At 44.2% G+C, this 15361-nt stretch carries 13 protein-coding genes; 10 read left to right on the plus strand and 3 right to left on the minus strand.

Annotated elements, in window-relative coordinates; all coding sequences use genetic code 11:
• Positions 1-7: 7 nt before the first annotated feature.
• Positions 8-3016, minus strand: coding sequence for a putative bifunctional diguanylate cyclase/phosphodiesterase (locus tag BM528_RS15580; protein WP_071980627.1), 3009 nt, complete (start codon positions 3014-3016; stop codon positions 8-10).
• A gap of 176 nt (positions 3017-3192) precedes the next feature.
• Between BM528_RS15580 and BM528_RS15585 the strand changes: the two genes are divergently transcribed.
• From BM528_RS15585 to BM528_RS15600, 4 genes are all read left to right on the plus strand, one after another.
• Positions 3193-4209 (plus strand): serine/threonine dehydratase, encoded by a 1017-nt coding sequence (locus BM528_RS15585; protein ID WP_071980628.1) that lies wholly within the window; start codon positions 3193-3195, stop codon positions 4207-4209.
• 17 nt (positions 4210-4226) lie between these two features.
• Entirely contained in the window at positions 4227-5882 is a 1656-nt protein-coding gene (locus BM528_RS15590) for an amidohydrolase (RefSeq protein WP_198033620.1), read from the plus strand.
• Entirely contained in the window at positions 5875-7161 is a 1287-nt protein-coding gene (locus BM528_RS15595; protein ID WP_071980629.1) for an APC family permease, read from the plus strand. Before BM528_RS15590 ends, BM528_RS15595 begins: the two co-directional genes overlap by 8 nt.
• A 107-nt stretch (positions 7162-7268) precedes the next feature.
• Positions 7269-7910, plus strand: coding sequence for an MBL fold metallo-hydrolase (locus tag BM528_RS15600; RefSeq protein ID WP_071980630.1), 642 nt, complete (start codon positions 7269-7271; stop codon positions 7908-7910).
• Positions 7911-7959: 49 nt separating this feature from the next.
• Here BM528_RS15600 and BM528_RS15605 read toward each other — a convergent pair whose 3' ends face one another.
• A complete protein-coding gene (locus BM528_RS15605; protein ID WP_071981356.1) occupies positions 7960-8466 on the minus strand; it encodes a lactoylglutathione lyase family protein in 507 nt (168 codons plus the stop codon).
• 167 nt (positions 8467-8633) lie between these two features.
• On the opposite strand from BM528_RS15605, the gene BM528_RS15610 reads away from it, so the two are divergent.
• The gene (locus tag BM528_RS15610; RefSeq protein WP_071980631.1) at positions 8634-9551 is read left to right on the plus strand and encodes a LysR family transcriptional regulator; all 918 of its coding nucleotides are present in this window, start codon (positions 8634-8636) and stop codon (positions 9549-9551) included.
• Between the two features lie 97 nt (positions 9552-9648).
• Here the strand turns inward: BM528_RS15610 and BM528_RS15615 are convergent, their stop codons facing one another.
• The gene (locus BM528_RS15615; RefSeq protein WP_071980632.1) at positions 9649-10494 is read right to left on the minus strand and encodes a class II glutamine amidotransferase; all 846 of its coding nucleotides are present in this window, start codon (positions 10492-10494) and stop codon (positions 9649-9651) included.
• Between the two features lie 170 nt (positions 10495-10664).
• Between BM528_RS15615 and BM528_RS15620 the strand changes: the two genes are divergently transcribed.
• The 5 genes from BM528_RS15620 (at position 10665) to BM528_RS15640 (ending at position 15324) form a co-directional block, all read left to right on the plus strand.
• A complete protein-coding gene (locus tag BM528_RS15620) occupies positions 10665-10880 on the plus strand; it encodes a VF530 family DNA-binding protein (RefSeq protein WP_071980633.1) in 216 nt (71 codons plus the stop codon).
• A gap of 179 nt (positions 10881-11059) precedes the next feature.
• Positions 11060-11701, plus strand: coding sequence for a methylamine utilization protein (locus BM528_RS15625; RefSeq protein WP_071980634.1), 642 nt, complete (start codon positions 11060-11062; stop codon positions 11699-11701).
• A gap of 8 nt (positions 11702-11709) precedes the next feature.
• Positions 11710-14037, plus strand: a complete 2328-nt coding sequence (locus BM528_RS15630; protein ID WP_071981357.1) for a GGDEF domain-containing protein — start codon at positions 11710-11712, stop codon at positions 14035-14037.
• The gene (locus BM528_RS15635) at positions 14034-14879 is read left to right on the plus strand and encodes a DUF3034 family protein (RefSeq protein ID WP_071980635.1); all 846 of its coding nucleotides are present in this window, start codon (positions 14034-14036) and stop codon (positions 14877-14879) included. Before BM528_RS15630 ends, BM528_RS15635 begins: the two co-directional genes overlap by 4 nt.
• A gap of 4 nt (positions 14880-14883) precedes the next feature.
• Positions 14884-15324 carry a group I truncated hemoglobin gene (locus BM528_RS15640; protein WP_332249001.1) on the plus strand — a complete coding sequence of 147 codons (441 nt, stop codon included), beginning with the start codon at positions 14884-14886 and terminating at the stop codon, positions 15322-15324.
• Positions 15325-15361 lie beyond the last annotated feature (37 nt).

Genomic DNA, 15361 nt, shown 5'->3' on the forward strand with positions numbered 1-15361 from the left:
ATTCCTTTTAGGCTGAGGCGAGTTTAACTCGCCATTGAACTCTATGCGCTAAGGGCTTGGGCTTATCAAGCGCGAAACCTTGTCCAAAGTCTACCTGAAGCTCTCTAAGAACATCCGTGGTCGCCTCATCAACTACAAACTCAGCAACGGTTTTCTTACCCATGCTATGCGCAATGTTGTTTATAGCAGTTACTGTAGCACGGTCGATAGGATCGTAAACAATGTTTCGCACAAACGAGCCGTCAATTTTCACATAGTCTACGTCGAGATTTTTCAAATACGTAAACGACGACATACCTGCACCAAAGTCATCTAGTGCAAAGCTACAACCGAGGTCTCTTAGTGTTGAAATGAAATCTCGCGCCGCATTGAGATTGGTTACGGCAGTGGTTTCTGTTATTTCGAAACAGATCTTTTCAGCGGGCACTGTAGTGCTTTGAATGAGTTGCGCTATTTTTTGCAGCGCAACGTCATCACCTAAGGTTATTCCCGAAAGGTTTATCGCCACTTTCCCAACGTTATCTAAATGAGAGGGGTGAGCTTCTAAAATGCGAATTGTATTTTTCACCACCCACATATCTACCTTGCTCATCAACCCGTGACGTTCGGCCAAGGGAATGAATAGCCCTGGGCTCACCAAACTACCTGCTTCGTTACGAAGGCGCAGTAAAATTTCGTAATGCTGTAGGTGCGTGGTTTTCGACGCATTTTTATGACAAAGCGGCATAATTGCCTGACTAAACAACTCAAACCCATCGTGCTGTAGGGCCCTGTGTAGAGTTTGGAGAAGACTGTTTTCGTTGTCGTCAATAGCATTTTGGTTGTCGCTATCACTATGAATAACATACCGATTTCGACCTAGCTGTTTTGCTTTATAGCAGGCGTTATCTGCTGCTTTTATCAGCGACTCTGCGTTTTTTGTGTTGGCATTAATTTCGATTACACCAATACTTGCGCCAATAAAAAACATTTTATCGTCGTAGAAGAAACGGTAGTTCGATATGCTCTCAAGTAAGTTATCTAGTCGCTTTTTAACGTCGTCTATACACTGATTCTTGAAAATAATACAAAACTCATCGCCGCCTATTCTCGCTAATAGATCGTAGGATCGAACGTGGTTTTCAAAAATCCCCGCAACTTCTCTCAGCAGTTTGTCGCCCGCAGGGTGCCCGCAGCTGTCATTAACAAGCTTAAAGCGGTCCATGTCGATAAAGCACATTACGCTTTCTTTGCTTGTGTTGCCTGTTTGGGGGCTTGTTTGAGGTTGTATTGTTGGTTGTATTTGCCCAGTGCTTTCTTTGACTAAGCTAATTTCATTTTTCAAAGGTTCAGTATCGAGACTATCGACAACGCGGATTTCTTTTAAAATGTTTCGAAGCGTTGCATCAAAGGCATAGCGATTGAGCAAGCCAGTTAACTGGTCATGATTGGCTTGAAACGTTACCTTTTCCTGCAGCGCGAGCTCTTCGGTAACATCTCGTGCTATCCCTTCTATGGCGATAATGCGCTTGTTCTCATCGAGTATGGGGGTGTCTGAAAATTCGATAATACACTCTCGCCCCTGATGATTGGCGTACCTTACCAAATAAGGAGAAGGCTTTTGCCCATGTGCAATCAAGCGACGTATTTCTAAAGTTTCATCAGGAATTTGACGCACGAACTTTGGTTCGTTGTTGCAAAAGTCATCAGGCTCATACCCAAGCAGCTGCTCAACTCCAGCGCTAACATAGGCAAACTTATGGTTGCTCTTTTTGGTGTAAACAAAGTGTCGACGCATACCATCAACAAGTCGTCTGTATCGTTCTTCGCTGTGAGCTAAATCCTGCTGTGCTTTAAAGCGTTCAGAAACATCTCTCACTGTAATAGCGATATTATCCCCTGCCTTTACCACCTGCACTTTCAGCCAGTCTGGTGTTACTTCTTTATTTTCAACGGCTACGTAAGCTTCATAGGGAGTGCCGGTTTTTGCGACATGGGCTACTTTCGTTAAAATATCGCCAAGCGCTAAAAACTGCGCCTGTTGTGCTAACGTCATTGCTTTAAGCTTTTCGATACCCCCCCTGAAAATAACCGCACTGTGCGAGTTCGACTCAACTAGAACATAGTCGTCCTTATTAGGCTGATAGATTAATAGCGCATCTAAAGAAGCTTCACTTGCTGTCACGTAACGCTGCTGACTATCTGACAGTCGCACGGCGCCTTTAAGCTGCTTATGAAAAATGTAACTTACCAAGACAGACATAAGTAAGCCCACTGCAATAACGAGCATGCCAGGGTTATATGGGCTAAGCTGCGACTGCATCGATAAAGAAATCGGCCGCTCTAGAAACTGAAATTCGGGAAGCGTTATTTGCGTACCGTCGCTAACAAACTCTCCGCTCTGAAAAAGAACGTCTTCTTGCGCAGTAAGCTCGAAGTTAAATTGAGGGCCTACCAACTCACCTAGCATCACGCCTAAGATAGTTTGTACATCAAACCCTGCCACTATGTAGCCGTGCTCTGGCTCTTGCGGGCTAATGCTACGCCCAATCAAAATATAATGGTGTTGAGTTAATTCTGAAAACGTTAGCGTACTGGTGAATGTCTCTGTTACAGCATCGATAGTCATGCCTACCGCTGCCATGGGCTTACCAATGAGGGCATTTGAAATACGTGTTTTAGCGGCAAATGATGGCGTAGCTACCCATTCAATTCGCCGGTCAGCATTAATATACACGAGAGAACTGAATCCTCGCTGCATCCCCATTAATGACATAGATTGGGCATTGAACCAGTCTTTTTTGTTTGGTTCAAAAGAGGGCCACGTGCGCATCAAATTAGTTACGGCTTGAATACGCTCTGTAGAAAAGACTTCTAGGCTGATCATGACTTGCTCAGCCACCGACTGCGCTTTTGATATCCTTGCGCTTTTTTCTTCCTTTTTTATATAAACACCGGCAGATACGAATAACACCGCAAGAAAAATGAATAACATCAATGGCAATGCATATACCCGATGATTCATTTGTTTAAACATAGCGTCATCTCAAAATAATTAGCGCTAAATAGTAGCGTTCAAATATTAAATTAATATGAACTACCCTCATTCGCTCCCGCAAAACAGGCAGCTTATCTTATGGATAGGTGCATGCAGATTGGTATTGTTAGCGGTAAGTGATAAGTTAAAGTAAAAAGATGAAAGAGACACTCTGTATGACATCACGGGTCAACTTTGAAAGTGTAAAACACGCTCACGAACGCATAAAAAATAATATAAAACGCACACCTATTGTTGAATCATCACTGTTGAATTCATGGATGGGCCATCGAATTTTATTTAAAGCCGAATGCTTACAAACTATCGGCGCCTTTAAAATTCGTGGCGCGATGAATTTTTTGGCGACTTTAAAAGAGCAAAACCGGCTTCCGGCTCACGTGGTAGCAAATAGTTCTGGCAATCATGCACAAGCGGTTGCCTATGCCGCGGCACATTTTGGTATTACCGCCACTATTTTCGCCAGTGAAAACATATCCCCTATTAAAGCAGCTGCCACCAAAAGTTACGGTGCCGAGCTAAAACTTTTCGCTACACGACCTGAAGCTGATGCTGCGGTAAAAGAAGCTGCGAATGCTGCAGATACTGTATGGATCCCACCTTTTAACCATGAAGATATTGTTGCCGGGCAAGGCACAGCAGCGTTAGAGGCACTAGAAGATGCTGGCGACGTAGACGCGGTTTTTGCGCCCTGTGGTGGTGGTGGCCTTTTAGCCGGCACATTATTAGCCACACGAGCACTTCAACCAAATGCGCTGGTCATTGGCGCTGAGCCGGCAGCGGCTAACGATGCATCTATGTCCCTTCAAGCAGGAGAAATTGTTGCCCTTGAGCATACGCCGAATACATTAGCCGATGGTGCAGCAACACCGTCGGTTGGCGATATTACTTTTGAGTTATTGCAGCAACTCGACGATTTTTACGAAGTTGATGAGCTTCAAATAGCCTATTGGACTCAATGGCTACACCATTTATTGAAGTTACATATTGAGCCCACCTGCGCCATGACAATGGCAGCCGTAGCATCATGGGCAGCCAATACCCCTCCTGGAAAAACGGCATTAGTGATGCTTTCAGGGGGCAATATCAGTCAGGCGTCCATGGCGGCTATTTGGGAACGAGATTTTTTACTACAACCTCCAATAATAAATTTTGACGACAGTATAGAAGAATAATGATGAAGACAATTGCAATGAAAAAGCTCCTGAGCGGCCTTACACTCGCCGCATCGTGTATTGCGCTGAATTATGCCAATGCGGCTACTTTGGTAAGTAATGTCAAAGGCTACACCCTGAATGATAAGGGCAACCTTATTCAGTTCAGCAATTTAGTGATGGACGAAGGAAAAGTAGTGGCACTGGATGTGCAGCCGAAAAATTACGACATTGAAAGCACCATAGATGGTGGCGGCAAAGTGATGCTTCCAGGGCTTATCGACGCCCATGGTCACCTTCTTGGCCTCGGGGCAAACCTGTTAGAGGTGAACTTGAGAGAAAGCACCAGTGCGGCTAACGCTGCTAAAATGGTTGCTGATTATGCGTTTGCCAATACTACTCAGCAGTGGATAACCGGCCGCGGCTGGAATCAAGAGTTGTGGAGCGACCGTGCATTTCCTACGGCAAAGGATTTAGACAGCGTAGTATCAGACCGCCCCGTGGTGTTAACTCGCGTTGACGGGCACGCTGCTTGGGTAAACAGTAAAGCCATGGAAATTGCAGGTATTACGAAAGACACCCAATCTCCTGTGGGTGGCGAAATTATTAAAGATGCCGAGGGTAATCCTACTGGGGTATTTATTGATAACGCCTCTATGCTAATAGAAAAACATCTTCCTTCGGCCAGTAATGCTGTGTATCAGCAGCAGCTTGATGCAGCCTCAGAGCATTTATTAGCTAACGGCATTACCTCCATGCACGACGCTGGTATAAGCCGCGACGTATACGATTTTTATTTAAAAGAATCTGTAGAAAGTGAACTCGCCATTCGCATTTATGCCATGGTAAGTGCTACCGACCCTGAATTAAGTACTATGTTAGGTAACGGTACTATCAGAGATAAAGACGACTATTTGTACATCCGCTCGGTAAAGGCTTATGGCGATGGCGCTCTTGGTAGTCGTGGTGCTGCGCTTCTAGCCCCCTATTCAGATGCGCCGCATCAACATGGGTTATTGCTTACTCAACCAGAAGATATGACAAACCTTTTTACCACAGTCATTGGAGCTGGCTTCCAGCTGAACTATCACGCGATTGGTGACAAAGCTAACCATGTCGCGCTAAATGAATTTGAAAGCACATTTAAACGTATTGGTGGCAGCGAGTTGCGCAATCGCATTGAGCACGCGCAAGTTATTGCACCTGATGATTTAGCTCGCTTTTCTGATTTAAAAGTATTGCCTTCCATGCAGCCAACCCACGCCACAAGCGATAAAAACATGGCAGAAGATCGTATTGGTAAAGATCGAATGAAAGGGGCATATGCATGGAAAACGTTACTAAATTCTGGCATCGCGCTGCCACTTGGGTCAGATTTCCCAGTAGAGCTCGCTAATCCGTTTTACGGACTGCATGCAGCAGTGACGCGTCAAGACAGAGACAATCAGCCGGTTAAAGGCTGGTATGCCCATGAGGCACTTTCTATAGAGCAGGCATTTAAAGGCTTTACCCTTGATGCCGCTTATGCCGGCCATATGGAAGATACATTAGGCACACTTACTGAGGGTAAATGGGCAGACTTTATCTTGGTAGACCAAGATATTTTTACCATTGAGCCGAAACATATTTGGAAGACTAAAGTACTTTCAACCTATGTAGCCGGTGAGCAAGTGTTTTCGCTAACCAATGACTAAAAACAGCCTGCTTACAAAAGGGATAGGCGGCATAGGTGCCGCTTTGCTTGTGCTCAATGGTTTGATCGGCGCAGGCATTTTTGCCCTACCGGCCAAAATGGCAGCGGAGCTAGGAGCGTTCAGCCCCTATATTTTCCTGATTTTTGGTGCCTTAATGCTCACTATCGTGTGGTGTTTTGGTCAACTTGCCATTTTTTATCAGGAAACGGGCGGTCCTGTTGTTTACGCTAGAAAAGGGTTTGGCGATGCTGCGGCCTTTCAAACCGGGTTTGTTTACTATCTTGCCAGAGCTACCGCGATAGCAGCCAATATGCATGTGTTGCTGCTATATGCTGGATATTTATGGCCAGAAATTAATACCGGCATGGGTAAGTCGCTGGCAATTATTGCACTTACGAGTTTATTGATATTTGTCAATATTGTGGGCTTGAAAGCGGCTATGCGCTCTCTCGACACAATTTCTGTTTTAAAGCTGTTACCTTTTATCGCCCTTATTGGTGTGGGCTATTGGCAGCTTGATTTCTCTACAGCTACAGCGGCAACAACTCCTGCATTAGATACTATTTCAGCAGGTGCTCTAATTACTCTGTATGCCTTTATCGGTTTTGAAACTGTCGTGGTAACCAGTGGTGAAACTAACTCGCCAAAGAAAACAATTCCCAGAGCACTTATGCTCACAGTGTCAGGCATCGCTCTGTTTTACTTTTGTGTGCAGTGGCTTTATTGGCACACTGTTGGCGCAGAAACACCAGACAGTGCGCCCCTTATTGCGTTAGCCAACATTATTTTTGGCAAAACAGGCGCCCTTGTTATGACATTGACAGCTGTTGTGTCTGTAGCCGGTAACTTACTGGCGAATATGATATCAACATCTCGCCTAACGTACTCGATGGCCCGTCAATCTCTCATTCCGAAGCACTTGGGTAAAAACTGGCTAGGCAAGGTACACGGTGAGTTTGCCACTCCCTATATTTCGGTATTAGTGCTGGGTGTATTCGCTGGTCTAATGGCACTGAGTGGAAGTTTTGTATGGCTGGCTATTTCAAGCGTATTAGCAAGGCTTGTGGTGTACGCGGTGTGTGTAATTGTTCTCATAAAGGCGCAGCATCAGCGCACCTACTCCCCTAATATTATTAAGCGGTTTATCCCCTTTATTGCACTGATTGTATGCATCTGGTCTATCAGTCAGTCATCGATGAATGCGTGGCTGTTTTTAATGGGCGAATTAGCCGTTGGTGCCATTTTGTATTGGATTTGCAGCAAGACCGCGAATGACTGAATAATAAGCTGAACAAAAAACTAAATAAAGAGCCAGACAAATGCTGAGTGGATAAACCACCGGCACAACCCGCATGAAAAACAATGTAAATAAAGAAGAGAAATAGAGTGAAGATTGTCGTTATACCCGTCACCCCATTTTCCCAAAATTGTTCACTTATTTGGGATCCAAGCTCAATGAAGGGCGCCTTTGTCGACCCTGGTGGTAATGTGGAGCAACTGATTAAAGCTGCCAAAGATAATCACGTTGAGATAGAAAAAATAATACTAACTCACGGCCATCTTGATCACGTTGGTGGAACAACTGCTATTGCTTCGCATTTTAATGTTCCAATTATCGGTCCACATAAAGGCGATAAGTTTTGGCTAGATGGGTTAATGCAACAGAGTCAGATGTTTGGATTTCCACCAGCCTCGCCTTTCGAGCCTACCCAATGGTTAAACGATAACGACACTATATCTGTTGGCACGCTTACGCTAGAGGTATTGCATTGTCCAGGGCATACACCGGGTCATGTGGCGCTAGTAGAGCGCAGTAGCAATAGAATAATAGTGGGCGATATTATTTTTGCAGGCTCTATTGGCCGTACCGATTTTCCGCAAGGAAATCAGCAGCAGCTTATCGACTCGATTAAGCGAAAAATTCTCTCGCTTCCAGAGGATATGATGATTTATCCGGGCCACGGACCTACTACCACAGTGGGAACAGAAAAAGCGACCAATCCCTACGTATCGGGACAGTGGGGATAAGCATTTTATATAACCAGGCCATGCGCAAACATGGCCCGCCCATATATTTTTACTCGTATGCCCCACTGGCATAATGCAACTCATAGCTATGACTGTAAATTTCTAGGATATTGCCAAACGGGTCTTCCATATAAATCATGCGATAAGGCTTTTCGCCAGGATAATAATAACGCGGAGCTTTCATACGTTTTTTACCCCCTGCCGCTACAATTTTATCTGCAAGGCCTTCAACATCTGGATCTTGAACACAAAAATGGAAAATACCCGTTTTCCAGTATTCAAAGTTATCTTCAGGATTTTGTTGGTCTTTAAACTCAAATATCTCAACGCCTACTCGGTCGCCTGTCGATAAATGAGCTATGCGAAATTTCTCCCAACCAGCACCAAACACATCAGTACACATTTCACCAATAGCTGAATCGTCTTCGAGGATTTCTGTTGGCTTCATGATCAAATACCAGCCAAGTACCTCTGTATAAAACTTAACTGCTGCATCTAAGTCGGGTACTGATAGCCCAATATGAGAGAACGTGCGTGGATACGGTGTTTTAGTCATGTCGTTCACGAGTACTTCCTTAACGCATTGCTGCGTAGTGTAAGTCTTAAAAGAAAACTTGGAACCTCTTCTATCTGGCTCAAGTCAGCGTGAACACATCGTAACTAGACAGCGCTAGAATTTGAAATTATCATTATTTCTTAATTTTATAATATGAATTTATGACAATGCTAAACCCAATCTGGCTCGATACATTTATTACGCTGGCTGAGACAGGTCACTTTACTCGTACAGCAGAGCAGCGGTTTATGACACAGCCGGGAGTGAGCCAGCATATAAAAAAGCTCGAGGAAGCATGTGAATGTCAATTAGTAGTTCGCCTTGGTAAAGGTATTCAATTAACAGAACAAGGAAGAAGAGTATTTGAGTATGCGAAATCACAACAGCACCAAGAGCAAAACTTTATAGCCAGCTTAAAATTTGACGAACCTTATGAAGGGAAGTGCGTTGTGGCCTGTTCTGGCGCTATCGCCCAACGCATCTACCCCGCACTTTTAGCCCAACAGCTAAAGCACCCAAAACTAGAGATACATGTAGAAGTTGCCCCCAGACGAACCATTTTATCGGGAATTATTAATGGCACCTTCGAGCTTGGTATTGTTACAAATACTCCGAACGTTGATGAGGTATCGAGTACCTATTTAGGCGAGGAGTCCCTTGGGCTTATATTGCCAAGAGAGTTTGTGAAACACAGTAGCTTGTTTGCCTACTCACAAAAGAATACCAACATTGTTGATACGCTGAACGCGCTGGGCCTGATTAATCATCCAGATGCTGTGCATTATTTACAGCGATATATAAAAGATAGTGGTGAAGATGATTTAGCAACCATCAACCCGACTACATTAAAACAGTCTGGTTATATTAATCAACTTTCTCAAATTCTTATCCCCGTTAGTCAGGGGCTTGGGTTTACTGTATTACCTAGCAGCACGCTAGACTTTGTTGATGTTGCAGATAGGCTGACTGTTTACAAACCCAAAAACAAGGTAACCGAACCTCTGTATTGCATTCAAACGCCACACAGTATGCTGCCCGCTAGGTATAATGTGGTTAAAGATACTATTAGCGAGGTTCTGAAATAGCGTTTTCACTGCTTTTAAGTAACACTTTTATTAGGCCTACAAGCCGCCATAGCAAAGTTACGAGTCGTCTTTATTGCGTGCTTGCCATGTCGTCCGACTACTTTATATTTGCTCTTTCAATCTCAGGGTCTGGTGACAGCATTTCGGTTTCTTTTTTATGCTCGGGGACATCTACTTTACCTTTCGCAATAACTTCACCGTCTTGCCACAACTTCCACTCGCCTCTTTCATATATGTCCCATTGCTCATCATTGGTTAAAGGCTCTGTAGCAATAATACTTACAACGTCTTTAGGGGTGGTTTCGGCTGCAAAATCTATTTCTACTTCTACATCTTTCAGGCAGGCAGGACCAAATGGTGCTCTTCGGGTAATACTGGCAAGCTTGGTACTGCAAAACGTAAACAACCAATCACCATTCCCCAACAAACAGTTAAAGACACCTTGCTTGGCATAGGCTTGAGCTAATGAAACAAGAGACTCGACCAATTTCAGGGGCGATGTGTCTCGTGATAAATGCTGACGTACATGGTTCATCATGTCACAAAACATGTCTTCACTGTCGGTATCACCTACTGGCTCATACATTCCCTTTTGTGCGGAGAAATTAGGTAGCTGACCATTATGAGCAAACACCCAATACTCGCCCCAGAGTTCTCGAGCGAAGGGATGTGTGTTGGCAAGGGTAATATTGCCCACGTTTGCTTGACGAATATGGCAAATCGCGGTTTTACTTTTTATGGGTAATGTCGCCACAAAGTCTGCAATAGGCGATGTTGCACTGGGCTCAGGATCGTGAAACATGCGCACGCCTTTTCCTTCGTAAAAAGCTACGCCCCAACCGTCTTTGTGCGGCCCGGTTTCACCGCCGCGGCGGGTAAGCCCTGTAAAGCTAAAACATAGGTCGGTTGGTGTATTTGCACTCATGCCCAAAAGTTCACACACTGCTTTCTGCCCTTCTATTCCTTGGTTATCATCAAGCGAGAATACGCAAGCACGCAGTATGAATCAATAATGCAATGAATATTCAAAGCGTGTCTCTTTTTAGTCTTGTTAACGGCTATGCTATCATTCTAATGAATTAATCTTTTAAAAGCTTAAACCTTGGTTTCAATATGACAGAACAACCGAATAACCCACTCCATGGGCTTACACTTGAGAAAATTGTTACGCAGCTGTACGAGCGCTACGGATGGGAAGGGTTGTATTACAGAATTCGAATAAATTGCTTTCAAAACGACCCATCGATTAAGTCATCGTTAAAATTCTTACGCAAAACTCAATGGGCGAGAGACAAAGTAGAGCAGCTTTATATTCAGACATTTTCTTAGGCTTATTAGTGCTTAGCTACCAAAATTATTTAAGCAAATTCACTTTCGATATTGAGCCTTTTTCTTTTACTAAAAGTAATTATATTTATGCTTTTGGTGCCAACGTCTTATTTTTAATATACGCTTAAATCTGTATGCTGTATGTTCGAAAAACGGATTCCATAACAGGGAAATAAGCCATGGTTAAACAAGTTTTTTGTTTTATGATATTTGCAATCTTTGTTACGTATTGCGAGGCGGCTGTTCATACCGTTAAAGTTGTGGATCAAGAGAACAACCCAGTAAACAATGCTGTCGTGGCCTTCTACTCCAAAAGCTCCTCGCCAACTGCCGATACCAACGACATTGCTGTTATGGACCAAGTAAACAAACAGTTTCTACCCAGCGTTATCGCCATACAAAAAGGTCAGAAGGTTAAATTTCCAAATAGTGATGACATTCGTCATCATGTTTACAGTTTTTCCCCTACAAAACCTTTCGAGATAAAGCTCTATAAAGGTTCAAACGTTGCCCCTATTCTCTTCGATAAGCCCGGCATTGGAACATTAGGATGTAATATCCACGATAACATGGTGGGTCATATCTATGTTTCAGACGGTGAGGTAACTCGTGTAACCAATGCCGAAGGGGAAGCCACGTTTGACGAAGCCGTCCCAGAACGTGTAGCAATATGGCATAAAGGCCTATCTATCGATGGTAGCTTAAAAGTCAATGTCATGCTGACTGAAAAAGATGGAATAGCAACAGCAAATGTCGAACTTGTCAGTAAGGCACCGCAACCTAGCAAACGAACCTTTGGTTCTAGCCGTTTTGGGGGTTGAGGCAGCCTTTGAAATCCTATCCTCTCAATCAGCACGTATTTAGACTCTCTGCAGGACTTGTGCTGCTGTCAACGGTGGCTATTTTATTCAGCGTTTGGTCGTCTACTACAGAGCATGCCAAAAGAGAGCTTGCCGAAAGCCTGGAAGTAGCTCGTTATGTAGTCGCTGAAGTATTCAGTAATCGAGAAGAGCAGCTTTTTACGAATGCCAGTGTACTTACCGACGATTTTGGATTTAAAAGCGCAGTGGCATCGCAAGATAACGCCACCATAGCAAGTACGTTGGAAAATCATGGCAATCGCGTAGGTGCTGACGTTATGGCCCTGCTAACATTATCTGGCGACATTACCAGCAGTACTTCAGATGGCTTATTGCCTGGCCAGCAATTCCCTCACCCTCAGCTTGTAGACAACGCCCTTAAACAGGGCGGAGACAACGCATTTATCGTGCTCAACAATGAACTGTACCAAGTGTTGTTGCTATTGGTGGAAGCACCAAACCCCATTGCGATAGCGGCTATTGGGTTTAAAATTGATGCGCCCGTTCTGGAGCGTTTAAAATCGATTACGCTCTCTGAAGTGGCGATTATCGCGAAAAAAAACGACAGTATTATTTTTAAGCAGTCTACGCTATCGGAAGAACAGGACAACGTTAAGCGGGTGAATGGCGTAGAGGGTCTTTCATGGCTATCTTTTATTCCCTCTGACCAATCACAATATATCACACAGGATATTCCACTTTTTAGTGGAAACGACACGAAAATAACACTGGAATTATCTGAAAGCGCGGAAACCTTGTTTACCGAGTTTGCTACCCTGCAGAAACAAATCAGTATCATTGCTGCTCTGCTGTTAGCCGCCTCTTTAATTATTGCAGCGTTATTTGCCAAACGTATATCAAGGCCATTGCGACGTTTATCGAAAATCTCCCAAGAAATAGCCGCAGGCTTCTACAATCACAAAACCTTTGTTACCTCCCACACAACAGAAATTGCAGCGCTTTCAGACTCTTTTCAGTCTATGCAGAGCAATATTCAAATGCGAGAAGAGCAAATTCAATATCAAGCCACACACGATCTCCTTACGGGTCTCTCTAACCGCTATCACATTACAGAGATACTGAATAACAAATTTAAGCACAATGAAACATTGCAAGTTATTGGCATTAATATACTCGGCTTTCGCAACGTTAATGATGTATTTGGGTATCAAAACGGCGATTTATGCTTGCATACCCTCGCTGGCCGATTAAGTGCACTTGGGGGAGTAACAGCTAGACTAAACGGCGGTGAGTTTTTATGGATACCAACAAACCCTCTCACCAACGAAGACATAGCCTCAGTGCAAGCTGAGCTAGCAGCGCCTATCCAAGCTGAGAATGTTGTTATAACGCTAAGGTTGTCTTTAGGAGTTTTAAAGTGCCCTGAAGACGCTAATGACGCATTAACTCTACTTAAACGCCTTGCGATAACGTTGGATCACGCTCGTCACCTTCCGACACATAGGGTTCACTACAGCGCCAATTTTGACGCCGAATATACCCGCCGAATTAGTATCATCACTGAATTAAAACTGGCACTGAGCGAAGACAGCCCAGAATTATCGCTAGTGTATCAACCCAAGCTGGATCTCACTACTAACACGGTAAGCCACGCAGAGGCGCTTATGCGCTGGAACAGTGAAAAACTTGGCTTTGTCGGCCCAGATGAATTTATTCTTATCGCTGAGCAAGCTGGTCTAATTGGTGCGGTTACCGAGTGGGTAATAAAACGCGCCATCAAGGATACGAAAAACCTACTCCAAAGTGATGTTGATGTATGCGTCGCTATCAACCTCTCTGCCAAAGACATTTTAAACAAAACTCTGTTATCAGATATTAAATCGCAAATTGTTCAGGCTGGTTTAACGGCGTCTCAATTGGCCTTTGAGATCACTGAGAGTGATTTGGTGAGCGATGCAGAAGGGGTGTATAGCGAGCTGGCTTTATATCGCGACGCGGGCTTCGCGCTTGCTATCGATGACTTTGGAACTGGCTACTCGTCGCTGTCGTATTTAAAAAGCCTGCCAGTAAACGAGCTGAAAATAGATAAGAGTTTTGTCCTCAATTTAGACAAAAACCAAAGTGACCAGCAAATAGTAAAAACGATCATTGATTTAGCCCATAATTTCGATCTGAAAGTTATCGCCGAGGGTGTAGAGACTCAGGGTAGTTTGGCGCTATTACAAAAGTGGGGCTGCAACTATGCGCAAGGCTACCTTTTAAGTCGTCCTGTCCCCGTAGAGAGCTTTATTCAATGGTATAAAGATAATATAAACACTGATTGGTTTTCATTATGAAACACTACTTTTTTGTACTGAGCGCATTAGTTTGCTTAATAGCCAGCAACTATGCATTAGCCGGCGATGGCAAGCTACTCGCTACTTCAGGGCTTGTGCAGATTGAGGGCTCAGGAGGCGGCGGTATTGTTCCATGGGCAACATTATCCGGCTACGACACACAAGATGAAATTTCGGTAAGCGCGGTAATGACCCAAGTTGACCTTGATGATTATCGCCTAAACGTGATGGGAGTTTCTGCCTCTTTTTACGACCGTGTTGAAATAAGCGCTGCGCATCAACGTTTCGATTTGAAACAGCTTGGCGGTGACATCAGACAAAATGTAATAGGTGTAAAATACCGACTTTATGGCGATGCAGTATATAGCAACTTCCCGCAAATAAGCATTGGCCTTCAGCATAAGAAATTAGAAGATGGCGCAATAGCCGACTTACTCGGCGCTGACTCTTCATCTAGCGGCACCGACTATTATATTGCTGCGACGAAAATACATTTAGGCGCTATTGCAGGCTTTAATGCGGTATGGAATGTTACGGCACGAGCCACAAAAGCCAATCAACTTGGGTTGCTAGGTTTTGGCGGAGCGCAGAATAGTGACCATGAGATTATGCTTGAAGCCTCCGCTGGCGTTTTGCTTTCCCGAAATGTCGCGGTAGGCATGGAGTATCGGCAAAAGCCCGACAACCTTGGGTTAGGCGAAGAAGACTGGATAGACTACTTTGTAAGTTACATTCCCAACAAACACATCGCGCTTACGCTTGCGTGGGCAGAATTAGGCAGTATTGCTGGCGCTGAGGATCAAAATGGTCTTTACCTCTCAATAAACGGTCAACTGTGGTGACATCATGTTTAAATTAAGAATTATTTCGCTAAGCGGCTTATTGGGTATGTGCTGCATGGGAGCGTTATTAGCCGGCTGCGCCAGCCAATCAAATTCCGTTTACCATCAGCTAGGAGGTAATGAGAAGGTAGAGCAAATCGTCGAAAACTTCGTTGTTGAGATTGAGCGCGACCCTGTCATTTTAGCTTACTTTGAGGGTGCGGATATCAACCGCTTTGTTGAAAAATTAAGTGAACAGATATGCTCTCGTACCGGCGGACCGTGCTCTTACACTGGCGACACTATGGCACAAGTTCATGGTGGTATGAACATTACCGAGGCCGATTTTAACCGCACTGTAGACTTACTCATAAATGCCATGAACAAAGCCGACGTGCCGCATCGGTTGCAAAATAAGGTACTAAGGGCGTTAGCACCAACTCGCGATGAAATGCTTTATTTATAAGTTTTATCAGCAATAAAAGAGGCTGTGACGCACTCTT

Origin of the sequence: Alteromonas sp. RW2A1 (genome assembly GCF_001886475.1) — a bacterium.
GTDB classification, from domain to species: domain Bacteria; phylum Pseudomonadota; class Gammaproteobacteria; order Enterobacterales; family Alteromonadaceae; genus Alteromonas; species Alteromonas hispanica.